Origin of the sequence: Halogeometricum sp. S3BR5-2 (assembly GCF_031624635.1) — an archaeon.
In the GTDB taxonomy this organism is placed as follows: Archaea; Halobacteriota; Halobacteria; order Halobacteriales; family Haloferacaceae; genus Halogeometricum; species Halogeometricum luteum.
Genome location: NZ_JAMQOQ010000001.1, coordinates 1,151,930 through 1,170,543 on the forward strand (window position 1 = coordinate 1,151,930; position 18,614 = coordinate 1,170,543).

At 70.7% G+C, this 18,614-nt stretch carries 19 protein-coding genes and 1 tRNA gene; 10 read left to right on the forward strand and 10 right to left on the reverse strand.

The genetic code is table 11. The annotated features are described in order from the left end of the window. Positions 1 to 94: 94 nt before the first annotated feature. Positions 95 to 1,906 carry a Na+/H+ antiporter gene (locus NDI79_RS05970; protein WP_310927524.1) on the reverse strand — a complete coding sequence of 604 codons (1,812 nt, stop codon included), beginning with the start codon at positions 1,904 to 1,906 and terminating at the stop codon, positions 95 to 97. Between the two features lie 222 nt (positions 1,907 to 2,128). Between NDI79_RS05970 and NDI79_RS05975 the strand changes: the two genes are divergently transcribed. Genes NDI79_RS05975 through NDI79_RS05990 form a run of 4 tightly spaced genes read left to right on the forward strand, consistent with a single transcriptional unit; the run spans position 2,129 to position 5,482 of the window. After that, positions 2,129 to 3,073, forward strand: a complete 945-nt coding sequence (locus NDI79_RS05975; protein WP_310927525.1) for a DUF4129 domain-containing protein — start codon at positions 2,129 to 2,131, stop codon at positions 3,071 to 3,073. Next, positions 3,070 to 3,681, forward strand: a complete 612-nt coding sequence (locus tag NDI79_RS05980; protein ID WP_310927526.1) for a DUF7269 family protein — start codon at positions 3,070 to 3,072, stop codon at positions 3,679 to 3,681. The genes NDI79_RS05975 and NDI79_RS05980 overlap by 4 nt, the downstream gene beginning before the upstream one ends. Beyond that, positions 3,678 to 4,946: a DUF58 domain-containing protein gene (locus NDI79_RS05985; RefSeq protein ID WP_310927527.1), complete on the forward strand. Its 1,269-nt coding sequence runs from the start codon at positions 3,678 to 3,680 to the stop codon at positions 4,944 to 4,946. Before NDI79_RS05980 ends, NDI79_RS05985 begins: the two co-directional genes overlap by 4 nt. Further along, on the forward strand, positions 4,943 to 5,482 hold the full coding sequence (locus NDI79_RS05990; protein ID WP_425499573.1) for a DUF7519 family protein: 540 nt from the start codon (positions 4,943 to 4,945) through the stop codon (positions 5,480 to 5,482). Before NDI79_RS05985 ends, NDI79_RS05990 begins: the two co-directional genes overlap by 4 nt. A gap of 43 nt (positions 5,483 to 5,525) precedes the next feature. Here the strand turns inward: NDI79_RS05990 and NDI79_RS05995 are convergent, their stop codons facing one another. From NDI79_RS05995 to NDI79_RS06005, 3 genes are all read right to left on the reverse strand, one after another. Continuing rightward, positions 5,526 to 6,413 (reverse strand): halocarboxylic acid dehydrogenase DehI family protein, encoded by an 888-nt coding sequence (locus tag NDI79_RS05995; RefSeq protein WP_310927530.1) that lies wholly within the window; start codon positions 6,411 to 6,413, stop codon positions 5,526 to 5,528. Positions 6,414 to 6,498: 85 nt separating this feature from the next. Continuing rightward, positions 6,499 to 7,551: a S66 family peptidase gene (locus tag NDI79_RS06000; protein ID WP_310927531.1), complete on the reverse strand. Its 1,053-nt coding sequence runs from the start codon at positions 7,549 to 7,551 to the stop codon at positions 6,499 to 6,501. 40 nt (positions 7,552 to 7,591) lie between these two features. Then, positions 7,592 to 8,557, reverse strand: coding sequence for an AAA family ATPase (locus NDI79_RS06005; RefSeq protein WP_310927532.1), 966 nt, complete (start codon positions 8,555 to 8,557; stop codon positions 7,592 to 7,594). A 103-nt stretch (positions 8,558 to 8,660) separates the two neighbouring features. Here NDI79_RS06005 and NDI79_RS06010 point away from each other — a divergent pair. Continuing rightward, positions 8,661 to 8,745, forward strand: a tRNA-Ser gene (locus NDI79_RS06010). Positions 8,746 to 9,129: 384 nt separating this feature from the next. Next, positions 9,130 to 10,029: a bile acid:sodium symporter family protein gene (locus tag NDI79_RS06015; RefSeq protein WP_310927533.1), complete on the forward strand. Its 900-nt coding sequence runs from the start codon at positions 9,130 to 9,132 to the stop codon at positions 10,027 to 10,029. Between the two features lie 35 nt (positions 10,030 to 10,064). Here NDI79_RS06015 and NDI79_RS06020 read toward each other — a convergent pair whose 3' ends face one another. Then, positions 10,065 to 10,745, reverse strand: a complete 681-nt coding sequence (locus tag NDI79_RS06020; RefSeq protein ID WP_310927534.1) for an excalibur calcium-binding domain-containing protein — start codon at positions 10,743 to 10,745, stop codon at positions 10,065 to 10,067. A gap of 146 nt (positions 10,746 to 10,891) precedes the next feature. Between NDI79_RS06020 and NDI79_RS06025 the strand changes: the two genes are divergently transcribed. Both NDI79_RS06025 and NDI79_RS06030 read left to right on the forward strand, forming a co-directional pair. Beyond that, complete coding sequence (locus NDI79_RS06025) at positions 10,892 to 12,544, forward strand: molybdopterin-dependent oxidoreductase (RefSeq protein ID WP_310927535.1); 1,653 nt, start codon at positions 10,892 to 10,894, stop codon at positions 12,542 to 12,544. A 141-nt stretch (positions 12,545 to 12,685) separates the two neighbouring features. Beyond that, positions 12,686 to 12,868 (forward strand): hypothetical protein, encoded by a 183-nt coding sequence (locus tag NDI79_RS06030; protein WP_310927536.1) that lies wholly within the window; start codon positions 12,686 to 12,688, stop codon positions 12,866 to 12,868. Between the two features lie 25 nt (positions 12,869 to 12,893). Here NDI79_RS06030 and NDI79_RS06035 read toward each other — a convergent pair whose 3' ends face one another. The 4 genes from NDI79_RS06035 to NDI79_RS06050 all read right to left on the reverse strand — a co-directional run bounded on the left by NDI79_RS06035 (position 12,894) and on the right by NDI79_RS06050 (position 16,212). After that, positions 12,894 to 14,465, reverse strand: coding sequence for a (R)-citramalate synthase (locus NDI79_RS06035; protein ID WP_310927537.1), 1,572 nt, complete (start codon positions 14,463 to 14,465; stop codon positions 12,894 to 12,896). A 95-nt stretch (positions 14,466 to 14,560) separates the two neighbouring features. After that, positions 14,561 to 14,935: a DUF192 domain-containing protein gene (locus NDI79_RS06040; RefSeq protein WP_425499574.1), complete on the reverse strand. Its 375-nt coding sequence runs from the start codon at positions 14,933 to 14,935 to the stop codon at positions 14,561 to 14,563. A 95-nt stretch (positions 14,936 to 15,030) separates the two neighbouring features. Further along, entirely contained in the window at positions 15,031 to 15,393 is a 363-nt protein-coding gene (locus tag NDI79_RS06045; protein ID WP_310927539.1) for a HalOD1 output domain-containing protein, read from the reverse strand. Between the two features lie 120 nt (positions 15,394 to 15,513). Further along, the gene (locus tag NDI79_RS06050; protein WP_310927540.1) at positions 15,514 to 16,212 is read right to left on the reverse strand and encodes a helix-turn-helix domain-containing protein; all 699 of its coding nucleotides are present in this window, start codon (positions 16,210 to 16,212) and stop codon (positions 15,514 to 15,516) included. A gap of 82 nt (positions 16,213 to 16,294) precedes the next feature. On the opposite strand from NDI79_RS06050, the gene NDI79_RS06055 reads away from it, so the two are divergent. Beyond that, the gene (locus NDI79_RS06055) at positions 16,295 to 16,843 is read left to right on the forward strand and encodes a DUF7097 family protein (RefSeq protein ID WP_310927541.1); all 549 of its coding nucleotides are present in this window, start codon (positions 16,295 to 16,297) and stop codon (positions 16,841 to 16,843) included. Between the two features lie 14 nt (positions 16,844 to 16,857). On the opposite strand, the gene NDI79_RS06060 is transcribed toward NDI79_RS06055, so the two are convergent. Continuing rightward, positions 16,858 to 17,898, reverse strand: a complete 1,041-nt coding sequence (locus NDI79_RS06060) for a lysylphosphatidylglycerol synthase transmembrane domain-containing protein (RefSeq protein WP_310927542.1) — start codon at positions 17,896 to 17,898, stop codon at positions 16,858 to 16,860. A gap of 155 nt (positions 17,899 to 18,053) precedes the next feature. Here NDI79_RS06060 and NDI79_RS06065 point away from each other — a divergent pair, with 155 nt between their 5' ends. Further along, positions 18,054 to 18,605 carry a GMP synthase subunit A gene (locus tag NDI79_RS06065; RefSeq protein WP_310927543.1) on the forward strand — a complete coding sequence of 184 codons (552 nt, stop codon included), beginning with the start codon at positions 18,054 to 18,056 and terminating at the stop codon, positions 18,603 to 18,605. Positions 18,606 to 18,614: the final 9 nt, after the last annotated feature.

The window sequence follows — 18,614 nt, forward strand, 5'->3', positions numbered from 1 at the left end:
ACACGGTAGAGTACGGTTCGCCGTCGAGGGCGGACCCGTCGGCGGGCCGTGGTGACGTTCGGAACGGACGGGAACCGAGACGGGACGCCGCCACTCACTCCCCACCGGTGCCGCTCTCGGCGCCGGAGTCGTCCCGTTCGTCGGCGGTTCTCGGCACCCGCTCGTCGCCCTCTATCGACGGGAGGTCCATCTGGGGTTCGTGGGTTATCTCCTCTCTGTCCTCCTCGTCGAGCACCTCGTCGCCGACGGTCAGCCCGAACTCCTCGGCGCGTTCGCGCCAGAACTCCCGGTAGCCCTCGTGTTCGATGTCGCTGGTCACCGTGGTCTCGCCGCGTTCGACGCGGGCCTCCTTCTCGCGCACCTCGGTGATGAGGTCCTCGGCGAGGTCCGTCGAGAGTTGGCCGCTCAGTTCCGCCTCGGTGATAGCGCTCTCCTCGGCTTGGAGGATGCGCGCCTCGCTCTGCAGGAGTTCTTGTTTCAGCAGCGAGGGCTCGCTCTCCAGCAGCGACCGAATGACGTTGTTGAGCTCCTTCTTCTCGCGGCCGTACTCGCGCTTGAACCGCTCGTAGACGTCGGTCCGAATCAGGTTGCGCTCGTGGAGTCGCTCGGCCTCGTCGAGCGCCTCGTCGACGGCCTTCGCGCGGGTGAGAAGCAGGCTGTAGAGCTGCTGTTCCTCCCCGGAGGTGCGGATGCCGACGGCGCGGAGGAAGCGCTTCATCGACAGCCCCTGCACGACGAGGCTGAACGCCGCGATACCGAAGACGAGCACGCGCAGTTGCTGTCGCGGCCCGACCGACTCGGGGAGGCCGAGGACGAGGGCGATGGGGATGGAGCCGTGGAGGCCGCCCCAGACGAGGACGTGCTGGTACTTCCGCGAGACGTTCGCGTCGGTCAGGCGGTTGACGATTTCGGTGAGGGGGTAGACGGCGATAGCGCGCGCGACGAGGACGAGGACGATGGCCGGAATCAGCACGTCGATTTCGGCGAGTATCTGTCGGATGGGCGTCTTCACGCCGAGGAGGACGAAGATGAACGTGTTGACGACGTAGGCGGCCGTCTCCCAGGTGTTGAACACGGCAGTTTTGGTCTGCGGCGACATGGCGTACTCGCGGCCGCGGTTGCCGATGAGGAGGCCGGCCGCGACGGTGGCGATGACGCCGCTGACGTGGAGGTAGTGCTCGGCGACGAGGAACGCGCCGTAGGCGAGCACGACCGTGAGGACGATTTCGGTCATGTGCTCGTCGAGGTTCGCCATCACGCGGTAGACGAGGTACCCGCACGCGAGGCCGACGACGGCGCCGCCGCCCGCGGAGACGACGATGCCGCTCAGGAGTTCCGTGACGCCGTCCAGCGTCGCGAGGTCCGCGGCGCTGTCGCCCGCTTCGACGAGGGCGAGCAGCGCCGAGAAGATGACGACGGCGATACCGTCGTTCATGAGGCTCTCCCCCTCCACGAGGACCGAGAGCCGTTCGGGGGCGCCCACCTGCTTGAACAGCGAGAGCACGGAGACGGGGTCCGTGGGGAGGATGATAGTACCGAACAGCAGCCCCATCAGGAGCGTATAGCCGAGCAAGCGCGTCGAGACGACGCCGACGACGATGATGGAGAGTGCCAACCCTACCGTCGCCATCACCGCCATCACGGGGAAGTTCGCCCGGAACTCGTCGATGTCCGTCGTCGCCGCCCCCTCGAACAGGAGCGGCGGGAGGACGACGAGCAGGATGATGTCGTGCGTCAGGGTGATGTCTATTCCGAGGCCGACGATGGACGCGGCGAACCCGGCGATGAGGAGCGCGATGGTGTAGGGAATGCGCCCGATCTTCGCCAGCAGTGCGCCGACGCCGCCGGCGATGAGGAAGACGGTCAGGAGGTCGATGAGTTGTTGTTCGATTGCGCTCGTCGGCATTGGGGGAACGTTTTCGACGGCGACGGATAGGTGCGGTGGCCCCCGCGCGCCTCGTCGGCGGCGACTGCGGGACGCCGAACCGCGGGTTTCGCTTTCCCCTCCGTCCCCTCCTTCCGACGACGGTCGAACGGAGAGACGGCCGACTCGGCCGGCGTCGAGCGACGAGAGCGAGAACCGGACGACCTCGAAACGCCTTTACTACGTGTCTTGGTATGTCGTGGCGTGGATAGAGACGCCGCCCGAACCGTCGGTCTCGCCCTCCTCGCAGTCCTCGCTCTCGGCGTCGCGGCCGCCACCATCGACACCGCCGTCACCGGCGGGAGCGGCGGCTTCGGCGGGGAGGCCGGCGGTTCGGGCCTCGGTCCGTCGGACCAGGGCGACGTCGGCCTCTCGGAGACACAAAGCGGCGGCGGCGCCCCCGTCGGGCCGTTCTGCCTGCCGGTACTGTCGTCTCCGCCGGTGGTGGCCGGGTTGCTCCTCGTGTTCGCGGGCCTCTTGACGTTGGTGTACTACGACACCCGGTCGCTGCTCCCCGTCGCCGCGGTGGGCCTCACGTTCGGCGTGCCGGGGTACGTGTTCTGGATGCTGTTGACCACCTGTGGTCCCCTGGAGTTCGGCGGCGCCGGGATGAGCGCCGGGAACGGGTCGTTCCCGCTCCCGGAGGGCGGCGGGCAACTCGGCGGGTCCGGCGAGGGGGCCGTCTCCGCGCCGACGGCCGTCTTCGGCATCCTCCTCGCTCTCGCCCTCGTCGGCGCCGTCGCCCTCCTCGTCCTCTCGACCGGCGACGACGAGGCGGCCGGCCGCGAGACGGTCGCGGCGGAGGAGGACCCGGACGTCGACGTGGGCGAAATCGGCCGGGCGGCCGGCGCCGCCGCGGACCGCATCGAGGAGGACGCCGACGTGGGCAACGAGGTGTACCGCGCGTGGACGGAGATGACGGCCCTGCTCGACATCCCGAATCCGCGGACGAGCACCCCCGGCGAGTTCGCCTCGGCGGCCGTCGAGGCCGGGATGGCGCGCGGGGACGTGGACGAACTCACGCGCCTGTTCGAGGAGGTCCGGTACGGCGGCGAGTCGGCGACCGAAGCGCGGGAGGAACGGGCCGTCACGGCGCTCAGACGCATCGAGTCGGCGTACGCCGACGCGGAAGCGGAGGGCGACTCGTGAACACCGGGTCGCTCGCCGCGGGCGTCGGCGTCGTCGCCGTCCTCGGCGGACTCGCGGCCCTCGCGGGGTTCGTCGTTCCCGGTCTGAGCGCGACGTTCGCGTTCGTCACCGTCGTCGGCGTCGTGGCCGGCGTGCAGGGCCTCCGCTACGCGCTCGGCCGCCGGAACGTCGACTACCGCGCGACCGACACCGGCGACCCCGAACTCCGCTACCGGGTGCCGACGCCCGGCGACGACGCGGACCGGCGAGTGGGGAGCGCCGGCGGGTGGAGGCGGTCGGGAGCGTCGAACCTCCGGAAGCGACTCCGGGGGGCGGCCGTCGAATCGCTCGTCCTGCACGACAACTGCTCGTCCGAGGCCGCCGAGGGGCACATCGATGCGGGGACGTGGACGGACGACCCCGTCGCGGCCCGCTACCTCGGCGCGGACGTGCCGCTCCCGTGGACGACGCGCATCGGCCTCCTCGTCCGCCGCGAGTCGTCGGCGCCGGCGCGCGTCGCGCGGACCGTCGCGGCCGTCGAGGCGATACACGACGGGGACGGCTCGGTCGCGGGACGGGACGACCCCTCGACGGCGGCCCCGGACTCGGCCGCGGAGGGACAAACGTGAGGGATATCGACACGAACCGCTGGACCGGCGTCGAGGGGGCGGCCCTCCTCGCCGGCGCCGCGGGCGTCGTCCTCCAGCAGCCGTCGCTGCTCCTCGTCGCGGGCGTCGGCGTGGCCTACACCGCCTACGCGTGGCTCTCCGACGCGCCGACGCCGAATCTGGACGTCGAACGCGAGCTCTCGGAGACCACGCCGGACGTCGACGAGGAGGTTCGCGTCACCGTCACGGTCACGAACGCCGGCGCCGCGCTCACCGACCTCAGGCTGATAGACGGCGTCCCGCCGGCCCTCGAAGTGACCGACGGCTCCGCGCGCCACGGCACGGCGCTCCGGCCGGGCAAGTCCGCGACGTTCTCCTACGCCGTCGAGGCCGTCCGCGGCGAACACGTCTGGGAACCGCTGCGGGCCGTGGTGCGCAGTCCGAGCGCCGAACGGGAGCACAGCGAGAAGTTCGACTCGGCCGAGGAGACGACGCTCCGGTGTGCCCCGTCGCTGGAGGCCACCTCGGACCTGCCGCTGCGGGGACTGACGACGCAGTACACCGGCCGGGTGGCGACGGACGTCGCCGGCGACGGACTGGAGTTTTACTCCACCCGCGAGTACCGCCGCGGCGACCCGCTCAACCGCATCGACTGGAACCGCCGCGCCCGCACGGGCGAGATGGCGACGCTGGAGTTCCGCGAGGAGCGCGCGGCCACCGTCGTCCTCGTCGTCGACGCCCGGAAGGAGTCGTACGTCGCCGGCGAGGCGGGCGGGCAGAACGCCGTCGAGCGCGGCGTCGACGCCGCGACGCGGGCGTTCTCCTCCCTTCTGGACAGCGGCGACCGCGTGGGCGTGGCGGCGCTGTCGCCGCTGGAGTGCTGGCTCGCGCCCGCCACCGGCGCGGACCATCGGGCGCGCGCGCGAGAACTGTTCGCGGCGAACCCCGCGCTCGCGCCGACGCCGCCGGAGGAGCCCTACTACCCCATCGTCGCCCTGCGCCGCCTGCGCCGTCGGCTGCCGTCGGACGCGCAGGTGCTGTTCTTCTCGCCGCTGGCGGACGACCTCGCGGTCACCGCCGCGCGGCGGCTGGACGCCTACGGCCACCTCGTCACCGTCGTCAGTCCCGACCCGACGACGGGCGACACGCCCGGCCACCGCCTCGCGCGGGTCGAGCGGCGTAACCGCCTCGCCCGCCTCCGACGGGCCGGCCTCCGCGTCGTCGACTGGGGGGAGCGACCGCTGGCGATAGAACTCGCCCGCGCCGGCCGGCGGTGGTCGCGGTGACCGAGATAACCCGGCGGCCGCCCGTGGCGGGCGTCTCCGTCGCCCTCGCGGCCGCCGCGCTCGGGTTCGCGGGCGTCGGCGTCGCGGCCGCCGGAGCGCTCGCCCCCGCCGGCGTCGGCGTCCTCGTCCTCGCCGTCGGCCTGTTCCGCGCCTCCCGCCGCGTCGTGACGGTCGGCGCGGCGGCGCTGTTCCTCGGCGTCCTCTACGCCGGCGCGCGGGGCGGGGCGCCCGAACCCCTCCTCCTCGGCGCCCTCGGAACGGTCGTCTCGTGGGACGCCGCCGAGTACGCCGTCGGCGTCGGCGAGCAACTCGGCCGCGACGCCGACACGACGCGCCTGACGCTCGTCCACACCGCGACGACGCTGGCCGTCGGCGTCGTCGGCGCCGCCGTCGCCTACGCGGTGTTCCTCTCGGTCGGCGGCGGCCAACCCGTCGCGGCGCTCGTGTTGCTGCTCTTCGGCGTCGTTGCACTGGTGGCAGCGCTCCGGGGCGGCGGGGACGACGGCGGTTCGAACCGGAGCCGACGGCGTCGGTAGTCGCTCTCGGAGGCGCTTCCGCGCTCCGGCCGGCGCTCGCGTGTCAACGCAGGTCGCGCTCCCCCGTCGCGTCCACCGTCGCGGCGTACGCCGGGAGCGCCGGCAGGACGGTCGAGACAGGACCGGACGCGAACTGGCCGAAGAGCTCCTGCGCACCGGTCACGGTGCCCTCGTCGAACCCCGCGCGTTCGAGGTCGTCGGGGCCGAGTCGCGGGCGGTACGGCGCGGCGTCGACGAACGACCCGACGAGGTCGTCGGTCCGCCCGCAGGCGCGCTCGAAGGCGTCGCTCTCCAGTCGCGGTTCGAGGTCCGCCCACATCGGTTCGAAGAACGCGGGCCACTGCGCGAGCGTCCGGTAGATGCTCGGCAGTTGGCCCTCGTCGAACCCGTGGAACGCCTGGACCGACTCGACCGTCTCCGAGAGCGCCTCCGGCACGTTCTCGACGTCTCGCAGCGTCGGCGCGTGCCCGCGGTCGCGGTCCAACCACTCGGGGAACGGTTCGGTCGCCGCCCGTCCGGCGGCCGGGTCCGCGCCGACCGACTCGTCGTGCAGCGCCCGGTCCATCGTCTCGAACAGCACGGCCAACCGCGGCGCCACCACGTCGTAGGTGGCGAGTTGCCCCCGGAGTTCGCGGTAGGCGGCGGGCGAGACGCCCGCCTCGGCCGCCCGGTACGTCGAAATCGGCGTCTCCGATTCGAGTTCCCCGAGGACGGCGTCGCGGTACTCGACGGTCAGCCGCGCGAACGCGCGGGTCTCGAAGAGCGGCTTGACCTGCCCCCACGCGTACCGCGTGAACTCCGGTTCGTTCGCCATCGCCGTCCGGAAGATCCAGTTGACGATGGGGGCGCGGAAGGTCCGCTTGATGTCGTCGTAGACGCCGCGTCGCCACCCGCGGGCGTCCGTCTCGTGCAGTTGCTGGTCGGTGTCCACGGCGGCGTCTCGGGCGGGGGATACGTAGGTGTTCCCGCCCGGTTCGAAGCGGCGTGGGTCCCTTCGGCCCCGAGTGCGGCCCCGCTCAGCCGAACCGTATCGTCTCCGTCGACGGGTCGAGCCGAACTTCGCCGCCGACCGGTATCGGACACGTCGGGTAGGTGTGGCCGAACTCGCAGTCGAAGACGAGCGGCGCCTCCGGGTTGTACGTCTCGAAGACGCTCTCGATGGCCTCCCGCTGTCGCTGCCGGTACGTCGTCCGCCACTCCGGCGGGTGGTCCTCGACGTGCGAACGCGCGGCGGCCCGACCGACGAGGACGCCGTCGAACCGTTCGAGGAGGCCCCGTTCGCCGAGGGCGCGGAGGTTCGCACGGACGACGTCCGGGTCGGGTATCAGTTCGCTCGTCTCCATCGCGAGGACGGTCCCGTCGAGAACGTCGTCGTCCGGGAGGTAGCGGTCCGCGAGGAACTGCTCGACGAGCACCTCGTAACACCCGCCCCAGATTCGTCCCGACGCCGTCCGCTCGCCCCCGCGCCACCGGCGGCCGTCGGACGGTTCGGTCTCCCGCGGCGTCTCGACCGATTCGGAGTCCTCCCAGTCGCCGGGTTGGTCGGTGAATCGGTCGGCCTCGGTCCACTCGCCGAGACGCTCCGCGAACAGCGCGCGGCCGAGGTACTCCTCGGTGTACTCGAACAGCCCTCCGTCCATCGCGTACTCGGTGAGCGTCGACCCGCCGTAGTAGGAGACGATGCCGAGGCCCCAGAGGAACAGCGAGAGGTGCGTGTTGTCCGACCACCCGTAGAACCGCGTGGGGTTCTCGCGGAGCACCTCCCTCTCGAGGTGCGGCAGCACCGTGATCTGGTCGTGGCCGCCGATGTTGGCGACGACGGCCGACACCTCAGGGTCGCGGAAGGCGTCCATCACGTCTTCGGCGCGCGCCCCGGGGTTCTCGGCCAGCCACTCCGGGTCGGCGGTCGCCGTCGGGTACTCGACCGGCACGAGGTCGAACGCCTCGCGCATCCGTTCGAGACCGAGTTCGTAGACGAAGCGGGCGGACTCGGGGGCGTTCGACGCGGGAGCGAGCACCGCGACCCGGTCGCCGCGTTCGACCGGCGGCGGGGTGACGAAATCCGGCATACGCGGACCGCGTCGCGCGACCGCAAAACTCCTCGGAGAGCTACTCCGACGCCTCCGACTCCACCGTCGGCACCTCCACCCGGCCGAGCACGTCGTCGACCACGTCGCCCTTGTTCACGTCGTTGACGTGCGCGTCCGGCGTGAGGACGAGGCGGTGCGCGAGGACGGCGGGGGAGACGCGCTTCACGTCGTCGGGCGTGACGAACGCGCGCGCCGAGAGGACGGCGCGGGCGCGGGACGCCTCCAGGAGTCGCTGCGTCCCGCGCGGGGAGACGCCCACCTCGACGCGGCGGTCGACGCGCGTCGCCCGCGCCACCTCCGCCATATATCTGAGGAGGTCCTCCTCGACGCGGACGTCCTCCGGGACGAGTCGCACGTCCAGCACCTCGTCTCTGCTCAGCACGGGCCCGACGCTCGGACTGCGGGCCTCGCGGCCGACGCGCCGGCGGAGCAGTTCCACCTCGCCGTCGGCGTCGGGGTAGCCGATTTCGGTCTTGACGACGAAGCGGTCTATCTGCGCCTCGGGGAGCGGGAAGGTGCCCTCGCTCTCGACGGGGTTCTGCGTGGCGATGACGAGGAACGGCTTCGGGAGGTCGTGCGTCTCGCCGTCCACCGTCACCTGCCCCTCCTCCATCGCCTCCAACAGGGCCGCCTGCGTCTTCGGCGGCGCGCGGTTTATCTCGTCGGCCAAGACGACGTTGGCGAAGATGGGTCCCTCGGAGAACTCGAAGGACTTCTCGCGCTCGTTGAAGACGTTCGTGCCCGTCACGTCGGAGGGGAGGAGGTCGGGCGTGAACTGTACGCGGGAAAAGGAGAGGCCGAGAGCGGTGGCGACGCTGCGGGCGCTCAGGGTCTTCCCGGTTCCGGGGACGTCTTCGAGGAGGACGTGCCCGCGCGAGAGGACGCCGAGCATGACCCGTTCGAGGAACTCTCGGTCGGCGATGACCGCCTTCGACACCTCGGCGAGGACGTCGCCGCACGCCTCGCTCGCTTCGGGGATATCCATACGGTCCTCGCGCGGTCGTGGGACTTAGTACTCCGGGTCGCACCCTCGTGGTCCGCCGAAATCGAAACCGATTAAACTCGGGCCGTTCCACGTGTAGATGCGAGCCGAGGTAGCCTAGCCTGGCCAAGGCGGTAGATTCGAAATCTACTGTCCATTCGGACACGTGAGTTCAAATCTCACCCTCGGCGCTTTCTCAGCGAACTCAGCCCGCGAGAGACCTTCGTGTCTCTCGCCACGCCTGATTCGCTGTGTCACGTTTACGTGAGATTTGAATCAGGGAGCGACCGGCAGGGAGCGACCGTGGTTCAAATCTCACCCTCGGCGTCTTCTCACAGACTCACCCACAAAGCGGCGCGTCTCGTCGCGCCGCGGTACGCGTGAGTCGTCGCGTAGCGCTACGTGAGATTTGAATCAGGGAGCGAACGGAGGTGAGCGACCGCGGTTCAAATCTCACCCTCGGCGCTTTTCCAACACGTCACCCCAGCGAGAGACCTCCGAAACCGTCCGGCGCCGTCCCGACCAGTCCGACACGATGATACCGCGACGGTGCCGACAGCGGAACGATTCGCTCGATGACCCTGACCGACGCAGTCGAGGACTATCTTCTCCTGTGGATTCTGCTCTCGGTCGGCGTCGGCATCGCGTTCCCCCGCGTGTCGGTCGTCACGCGGGCCTCGACGCTCGTTCTCGCGGTGATGATCGGGAGTATCTCGCTGACGCTCTCGATCGAACAGTTCCGACAGGTCGACGCCCGAGCGCTCGGTCTCGTCCTCGCGGGGCACGTCGCGATGCCGTTCGTCGCCTTCGGAATCGCCACCGGCCTCGGCCTCTCGGCGGAACTGACGGTCGGGTTCGTGATTTTGGGGGCGGTGACGCCGGAACTCGTGACGCCGGTGATGACCGAACTCGCGGGCGGCGACACGGCGCTGTCGACGACCGCGTTGGTCGCAATCGGCGTCGGAAGCGTGGGATTCATCCCGGCCGTCGTCGCGCTCCTCCTCGGCGGAATCGACGTCCCGACGGCACCGGTCGTCGAACAGTTACTCGTGGCCGTCGTCGCACCGATGCTGATCGCCATCGGCGCGCGGACCCATTTCCCCGACCGAATCGGCCGCTACGATGACTACTATCCGGCGATGTCGGCGTTGATGGTGATTCTCATCATCGGCGCGGTGACGGCCGCGAACGCGGAAGTCGTTCGCTCGAACGCGTCGCTTCTGGCCGGCGTCGGATTCGGTGCCGTCGCGCTGAACGGTGTGGGATACGGCCTCGGATACCTCCTCGGCTATTCGGTCCCGCGGCCGACGCGAATCGCGTCGACGCTGTCCGTGGGGATGCGCGATTTCGCCGTCGCGGCAGCGCTGGTCGTCGCGGCCGGTCTCCCGCCCATCGCGTCGGTGCCCGCCGTCGCGTTCGGCGTCGTCGAGATGGTCACGAGCGCCGGACTCGCGAGGCGGCTGAAACGGCGGTAGGGAGGCTCGGGGTCGGTCCCTCGCGAACCGCCCCGTTACAGCGACTCGCAGGCCTCGCCGTCGTCGTCGCCGTCGAGTCGGTGCGGGTCGCTGGTGTCGCGTTCGTACACTTCCTGCGCCTGCCGTCCCGTGTCGAAGTGGCTACAGTCGTAGTCGCCGTCCGCCGGAAGCGGCGGGATGTCCACTTCGTCGTTCATCACCGCGGGCATCGGCGTCGGAGTGGGGGTAGGGGTGGGCGTCGGAGCGGGAATTGGAGTCGGTGTCGACGTCGGAGTGGGGGTAGGAGTCGGCGTCGGTGTTGGATTCGGCGTAGGAGTGGCCGTTGAAGTGAATGTCGCCGTCGAAGTCGGGGTATCTGTCGCCACCGACTCGGACGTGGGCGTCGCCGTCGACGCCGATGCCGCGGCCGTCGTCCCGACGCCGCCGATGCGCTGTTGCGTCTGCTCCGGGGGGTCGCCGGTCGGGAGGACGGCGTCGAGGACGCCGAACAGCGCGACCGAGTACGCGCCCGCCGCGACGCCGGTGACCACCCCGCCCCCCGGTAGCGACGAGAGTCTGTCCGCAGCCCCGCCGACGTTCGCTCCGACGACGAGGCCGACCACCACCGGGAAGAACGCGAGCAGCACGGGCACCGAGACCAGATAGACGAGTCCGACGACGACGTTCCTGCTCGTCAACCCCGGACGCATTCCGGGAACCGTATCCGCGAGTGACACGACCTCGCATCGGAGGTCCCGGGTGTAAGTGTTGTTCAAGGGATACGACCGGTCGGAGTAACGGTCTCCGAAACAGTCACTAAGCCGACTGGAATTTGGGAGAGAATCTGAACAAGCTACATCCCGTTCGCGTTCCTCCTTCCGTTATGGCACGGAACCGTTTCGAGTGGCGTCGCGGGCCGAGGCTCCTCGTCGCCCTGTTCGCGGGAATCGCCGCCGTCGCCGGGTCGTACGCCGCCGCCGGGTTCACCCCGTCGTTCGTCGTCGCGCCGGTGGAGGCGTTTCTCACGCGGACGGTGCCCGACGCGGTGCTCCGGTTCGCTATCACCACGCTCGGCACGTTCGCCGGCATCGACCACTTCGGCCAACTGCTCAACTTGGCGATGGCGTTCGGGCTCGCGACGGCGCTTCTGTCGGCCGCCGCGCTGGCGGGCCTGGCCGTCGGACGCCGCCTCGACTCCGCGCTCGCGTCGGTCGGACTGACGGGCCTGCTCGCGTGGGGGGTCACCGCGTTGCTCACGGGCGCGCCGACGCTTTCGCTCGGCGCGGGCGTCGGCGCTGCGCTCGTCGTCGCGGGCGCCGAACTCGCCGCTGCGTCGACTGGTGCCCCGTCGGGCGGCGCCGACGCGGTGCGACGGAGGCAACTGCTCGGCGGCGTCGGTACCGCCGTCGGCGTCGGTGCCGTCGGCGTCCTCCTCGGTCGGTCGCCCGCCCCCGCGGACGCCGACGGAGCGAGCGGTTCGAGCGCCAGCGTCGAGGCGGGCGACGCGAGCGACGGCGGCAGCGGCGGAGCGGACGCCGCGGACGCGGATCCGGGAGCGAACGAGGGCGACGGCGAACAGGAGGCCGACGCGCGCTTCGGCGACCCGGAGGTCACGGCGCGCTACTTGGAGGAAGCAGAGACCCGCGCGCTCAACGTCGAGGGATTGGAGAGCCTCGTCAGCGGCGACGACTTCTACACCGTCGACATCGGGAACGTCGACCCGAAGGTGAGCGCCGAGGAGTGGTCGCTCTCGGTCACCGGTGCGGTCGGAGAGGAACTGACGCTCGGCTACGAGGACCTGCGCGGGATGGGGGCCGAACAGCGGTTCATCACGCTGCGCTGCGTCAGCGACAAGATAAACGCGAAGCTGATGGACACCGACCTCTGGACGGGCGTCCCCGTCTCTCAAATATTAGAACGAGCGAACCCGCAGGGCGACTACGTGATGCTCCGCGCGGCGGACGACTACTTCGTGGGCTTTCCGCTCGACGCCCTGGAGACGGGCTTTCTCGCCTACGGGAAGGGCGGCGAGGCGCTCCCGCGGGCGCACGGCCACCCCGTGCGGGCGCTCATCCCCGGCCACTGGGGCGAGGTCAACACCAAGTGGATAACCGAGATAGAGGTCCTCGAAAACGCCGAGAAGGGCTTCTGGGAGAAGCGCGGGTGGCACGGCACCGGCCCGGTGAACACCGTCGCGAAACTCCACGCCACGAACCGGCGCGACGGCGAGATTCAGGTCGCGGGGCACGCCTACGCCGGCGTGCGCGGCATCGACCGCGTGGAAGTCTCCACCGACGGCGGCGAGACGTGGACCGACGCGACGCTGTCGGACCCGCTCCCCGCCGGCACGGACGAGGAGGGCGACGCGGCCGAGGACGCGTGGCGGCAGTGGGAGTACACCTACGAGAATCCGGGTGCGGAGCACACCGTCGTCGTCCGCGCTACCGACGGAACGGGGACGCTCCAACCGCGCGAGAACGGGGGGCCGTACCCGAGCGGTGCGACCGGGTGGGTGTCGAAGACGATCTCGGGTTGAGCGGTCTCTCCGACACGCGCGGCCGTTCGATGCCGCTTCGACCCCGTTCGACCCGTCCACGTCCCGCCCCGACGCCGTCTTCCGACTTCACTTCCGCCCCGCTAGGCTCGCTTACTTATCCGTTCTCGTGAACGTTAGAGTATGAACGCGCTCGCCGCGGAGCGACCGGCGGACGGCACGGAACGGACGCACCGAATCGAGGTCACCGACTACCGGACGGCGCGGGTCGTCGACTACGCCGCGAGGCGCTTCGACGGCGACGCGGACGTGCGCTTCCAGCGCCGTCCGGGGTCAACGTATCTCCTCGCGGACGAGCGTCGATAAGAAGGGAAGAACGGAGGACGCGGGTTCAGTCGTCCGCGCGCGGCGGCGACTCGGCGGTCCCGTCGAAGCCGTCGTCGGCGGCGACGAGCAGTCGGTCGAGCGCTTCGACCATCGCCTCGACGCTGCACCGCGTGATGTCGGAGTCGCTGGTCGCCACGGTGACCGAGCGGTCGCCGTAGGACATCTCCACTTCGACGGTGACGACGGCGTCCGTGCCGCCGGTGATGGCGTCGACGTGGTACGAGTCCAACTGCGCGTCGGCGTCCGGGCCGAGCGCCGAGCGGACCGCCTCGACGGCGGCGTCGACCGGTCCGCTTCCGGTGCCCGACGCGACGCGTTCGTCGTCGTCGACGCGGAGGCGAACCGACGCCGTCGGCGTGCCGCCGCCGGAGGCCGCGGTGAGGTCGAGCAGTTCGACCCGGCGGTTCCGGTCTCTGCCCTGCACGTCCTCGGCGATGGCGAGGAGGTCGGCGTCCGTGACGCGCTTGCCCCGGTCGCCCAGCGTCTTCACGCGCTGAACGACGGCCGCGAGGTCCTCGTCGCTCACGTCCACGTCGTGTTCGTCGAGGGCGGCGGCGACGCCGGCGCGCCCGGCGTGCTTGCCGAGGACGAGGCGGCGCTCCCGACCCACCGTTTCCGGCGCGTAGGGCTCGTACATCGCGTCGTCCTTCAGCGTCCCGTCGGTGTGGATGCCGCTCTCGTGCGTGAAGGCGTTCTCGCCGACGACCGCCTTGTTGGGCGGGAGCGGGACGCCCGTCGAGCGGGCGACCTTCTGCGCGAGCGGGTAGAGTTCGTCGAGTTTGGCCGTCTCGACGCCGTAGCAGTGCGACAGCGCGATGGCCACCTCTTCGAGGGCGACGTTGCCGGCGCGTTCGCCGATGCCGTTGACGGTGCCGTGGACCATGTCGGCCCCGGCGGCGAGGCTGGCGTAGACGTTCGTCATCGCCAGTCCGAGGTCGTCGTGCGTGTGCGTCGACACCGGGCCGAGTTCCGCGAGCGCCGAGACGTACTCGAACGTCGTCTCGGGGCTGGCGTGCCCGACGGTGTCGGCGTAACACGTCCGGTCGGCGCCGGCGTCCAGCGCCGACTCCGCGATGTCGACGAGGAATTCGAGGTCCGCGCGGGACCCGTCCTCCCCGATGACCTCGACCCAGAGGCCGTGGTCCTTCGCGTAGGCGACGAGTTCGCCGGTCGTCTCGACGACGCCGTCGCGCGTCGTGCCGACCTTGTCCTCGACGTGGCGGTCGCTGGCGGGGACGACGATGGTGACGCCGTCGACGTCGCAGTCGAGGGCGAGGTCGACGTCCTTCTGCACGCCGCGGGCGAAACTGGTTATCGTCGCGTCGAGACCGAGGTCCGTGACCCGCCTGATGGTCTCGCGCTCGCCTTCGCCCGTGCAGGCGCTGCCCGCCTCGACGAACGGGACGTTCGCCCGGTCGAGCGCGCGGGCGATGTCCGCCTTCTCCTCGGGGGATAGCGAGATGCCCGGCGCCTGCTCGCCGTCGCGCAGCGTCGTATCTAGTAGCTGTACCGTGTCGTCAGAATCCAGAACGGATGCGAGGGGTGTTGTGGGGTTACCCCCGAATAAATCGACCACGAGTCATGTGCTCACACGCTCCGTTACCGGCGACGTACTTAAACCAGCCCCTCCCGACAGTTTTCGCCGTTCGATTCGCGCCCGTCCGAGGGGCGTCACTCGACGAGTCGGACGGTGTCGCCGCGTTCGACGCCGTCGGCGGCCCCGACCGGCAGTTCGACGATGCGGTCGGCGAGTCCGAAGCCGATGCCGACCCACCCGCGCAGGCGCTTCTTCTTCGTCACTTCCTCACCGACCAACCACAGGGCGTCGATGGGAAAGGGGACGAACACCATGTGGAGGCTCCGTCTGTCCGGGCTGCCGAACTCGAAGACGAGGGCGTAGTCGTCGGGAATCTTCCGACGGAACATCAGGCCGCGCGACTTCGAGAGGAAACTGTCCGCGACTTCCACGTCGCTGGCGAGGGTGCGGGGCGTTCCGTCCCGGCGGTGTTCGACGTGCACGACCGGGGTGTCATCCAGCGGATACATAAATCTCTCGCGCCGAATCTCGACGACGAGAACCGCCCGTCCCCCCGACGGGCGGCGTGGCGTGATGCGTGACGGCGTGACGGCCGTCGGAACGTTCAGTCGTCGGTGGCGGCCGCGGCACCCGCGCTCGCCGACCCGACGCCCCCCATTCCCACCGGGTCGTAGACGCAGATACGTCCGGCCTCGACGACGACGAGGCAGTCGTAGAGGTCGAGTTCGACCCGCAGTCCGGAGGCCCTCGGTCCCTCGAGCAGCGCCGAGAGCGCCTCGACGTCGACGCCCGCCTCGTAGAGCGACGGCAGTTCCATCGGGTCGACGTCGCGGACAGCGGCGACGGCTTCGACGATGCTCGCCGCGAGCGACCCCCCGCCGTCGAGAGCGTCGACGTACTCCGGCATCCCCATCTTCGATTTCGGACCTCTGCTCCCCTCCGCCGCGTCCGCGTCTTTTCGATACATTGGATCTTGTCCCGTCGTCCCGCGGGTGGTCGGGCCGCGCCGCCACTCTCGGTCACGGGCGCCCGATAGTAACGAATAGAACGGGATGAGCGCTGGTGTTCTCAATCGAAGAGGTTCAAGTCAGGGGCCCGTTCGCCCGTCGGCGTCCGCCGCGTCGGCGTTGCGGTCACCGGGACCGGGTTTCTCGACTACGGTACTGCCGACGAGTTGCTGCGTGCCGCGGCGGAGTCGTCCCGAGAACGCCCGTCCGGAGACGTCGAACCGCCCCGCGAGTTCGTCGGCCGTCGTCTCCCGGGGTTCCGCGAAGTAGCCCGACTCGTAGGCCACTCTCAGGGCGTCGCGCTGCGCCTCGGTCAGCCCGTACGTCTCCGCTTCGAGTTCGCGCAGGCTTTGCACCCTGGTGACGGTGGCGCGGATGTCGCGCTCCCGACAGTACGTCTGGAAGTCGGCGAGGTTCTCCCGGGTCTCGAAGCGCAACTCGAACCGCCATCCCTCGGCGGTGCCGGACGCCTCCAATACGGTCGCGTCCGCGTCGAGGATGGCCGCGGTGAATCGGTCCAGGGCGGGGTCCCACCGGAGTCGATACAGCGTCACGTCCTCGAACGACTCCACGCGCCGCACCTCCGCGATGCCCTCCGTCTCGGCGGCGACGGCGCCGAACTCGTCGGCCCCGCTCCCCCAGACCCAGACGTACGGCAGTACTCCGCCGTCGACCGGAACGACCCGTTCGAGGTCGATACGGACCGACGGGACGGCGGCGAGGGCGCGTCCCAGCGCGAACGCCTCGCCGTCGAGTTCGAAAGTTGCGATAGCTCCCATCTATTTCGAGGTCGCTCGATTGTGATATAAACGGTCGGTTCCGACCCCCCGAGTTGAAGGCGGTCGGCGCCCACCGACGCCCATGGAGAAGACGCCCACGGGGACGCCCGTCGGCGTGGACGACCCGTACGACCACGCGGGCGTCTGCGACCACCTCACGGGCGACGGCCGGTGCCGGTTCGCCCTCGACCGGGCCGGCGACGACCCCTCGTTCGCGGCCGCCCGGCGCGCCGACGACTACGCCTGCGTCGCCGCCGACGAACGTGAGTTCCGCGACTGCCCGCACTATCGCTCGACCACCGACGGCCGCGAGTGCGTCCGGTGCGGCCTCGAAGAGGTCCGCATGGCCCACGAGGCGGGCGCGCGCGCCCTCCTCGAAGAACACCACCTCTCGTACGGGGGGTCGGGAGGCGACGGGGACGCGGAGGGTGACCCCTCCCACGAGATAACGGTCGCGCTCTGTCGGTGGTGCCACACGAAGGTGCACAAGTCGTTCGCCCGCGTCGACGACGACGCCTCGCCGGACCCCGAGGCGTTCGCCGCGCGCGAGGAGCGTCGGTCGCGGGAGACGGAGGAGTTCGGGTTCAGTTCGGCGGCCGAGCGGTACGGTGCGGACGCGGAGGACGATTGACCGTCGAGTTCGCCTCACTCCGCGTACAGCGTGGCGAGTAGGCCCGTCGCGACGGCGTCGACGCAGACGACCGACCAGTAGCTACACACCCGATAGAGGAGGGCGACGGCGGCGGCGGCGTCGACGGGGACGCCCGTCGTGGCGACGAGTCCGGTGGTGACGGCGATTTCGACGCCGCCGGACCCGCCCGGCAGCGGCGACCACCCGACGAGGCCCGAGGCCGGCGCGACGAACAGGGCGGCGGAGACGGGGACGGAAACGCCGAGCGCAACCCCCGCACCCGCGAGCGAGGCCGCGAACGACATCCACCCGAGCGCGGCGAAGCACGCGACCGACGCGACGCGCCGCCGGTCGGCCGCCACCGCGTCCAGCGTGCGGAAGTAGCTCTCGACGCGACGCTCGACCGCGTGAGGGTGGAGGTGGCGTTCGAGCGTCGTCGCGCCCACCCGCGCGGCGAGTCGGTGACCGACGGCGACGACGGCGACGACGACGCGTTCGAGCAGGTCGCGCCGCCGCGCCACGAGGTAGACGACGGCGCCGACGACGACGAGGGCGCCCGCGAGACCGGCGACGAACGTCGCCACGTCGCCCGTCGCGGACTCGAAGAGCAACGACAGCCCCACCGCCGACACCGTCACCGCCGACAGGAGGTTCAGGAGGTCGGTGACCGTGACGGCCGCCAGCGCCTCCTCGTACTGGAGGTCGAACGGCCTGGAGACGGCGTAGCCGATGATGGCCGACCCGCTCAGCCGACCCATCGGCAGCACCTGCCGGGCGAAGTCCCCCGAGAGGTACGCCAGTCGGTAGCGGAGGCCGCCGACGGGGTGCGTCCGTCGGAGGGCGCGCCGGAGCGACTCGCCCCACAGCGAGATGGCGAGAACGCCGGCGAGAGCGGCGGCGGCGGCCACGCCGGGGTCCGCTCGCGCGAGAGCCCGGAGAACGGCTCGGCCGCCCGTCAGGGAGACGAAGACGGCGAGGACGACGAGGGCGAGAGCGAGACCGACGACGGCGCGGACGGCCGGGCGGGCGCGGGGGCGGGTGCGCGGGAAGTCCACGTCTCCTCGGAAGGGACCGACCGACTTGAGTTCCCGTGCCGTCGCCGGGTTCGGCGCTCGCGGCTGTCCTCGTGACTCCCCACCGACGCCCGCGCGGGACCGCCGCCTCGTTCCGGACGCTTTTTGCCCGCCTACCGAATACCTCCCTCCAACTGATGACTCGCATCGTCGTCATCGACAACCACGGTCAGTTCACCCACCTCGAACACCGGGCGCTCCGCGACCTGGGGGTCGACACCGACCTCGTGGACAACGACACCCCGGCCGAGGAGTTGGACGCCGACGGCATCGTGCTCTCGGGCGGCCCGGACATGGACCGCATCGGCAACTGCCCAGACTACCTCGACCTCGACGTGCCGGTGCTCGGCATCTGTCTGGGGATGCAGATTCTCGCCGCCGAACTCGACGGCCGCGTCGGCGGCGGCGACTACGGCGGCTACGCCGACGTGACCGTCGACATCTTGGACGAGGACGACCCGCTCGTCGGGTCGCTCGCCCCCGAGACGCGCGTCTGGGCGAGTCACGCCGACGAAGTCAAGGAGGTGCCGACGGGGTTCACCCACACCGCCAGCTCCGACGTCTGCGACATCGAGGCGATGAGCGACGCCGACCGCGACCTCTACGGCGTCCAGTGGCATCCGGAGGTCGCACACACCGAAGAGGGCGAGGCCGTCTTCGAGAACTTCCTCACCGTCTGCGAGTCCTGACACCGGCGC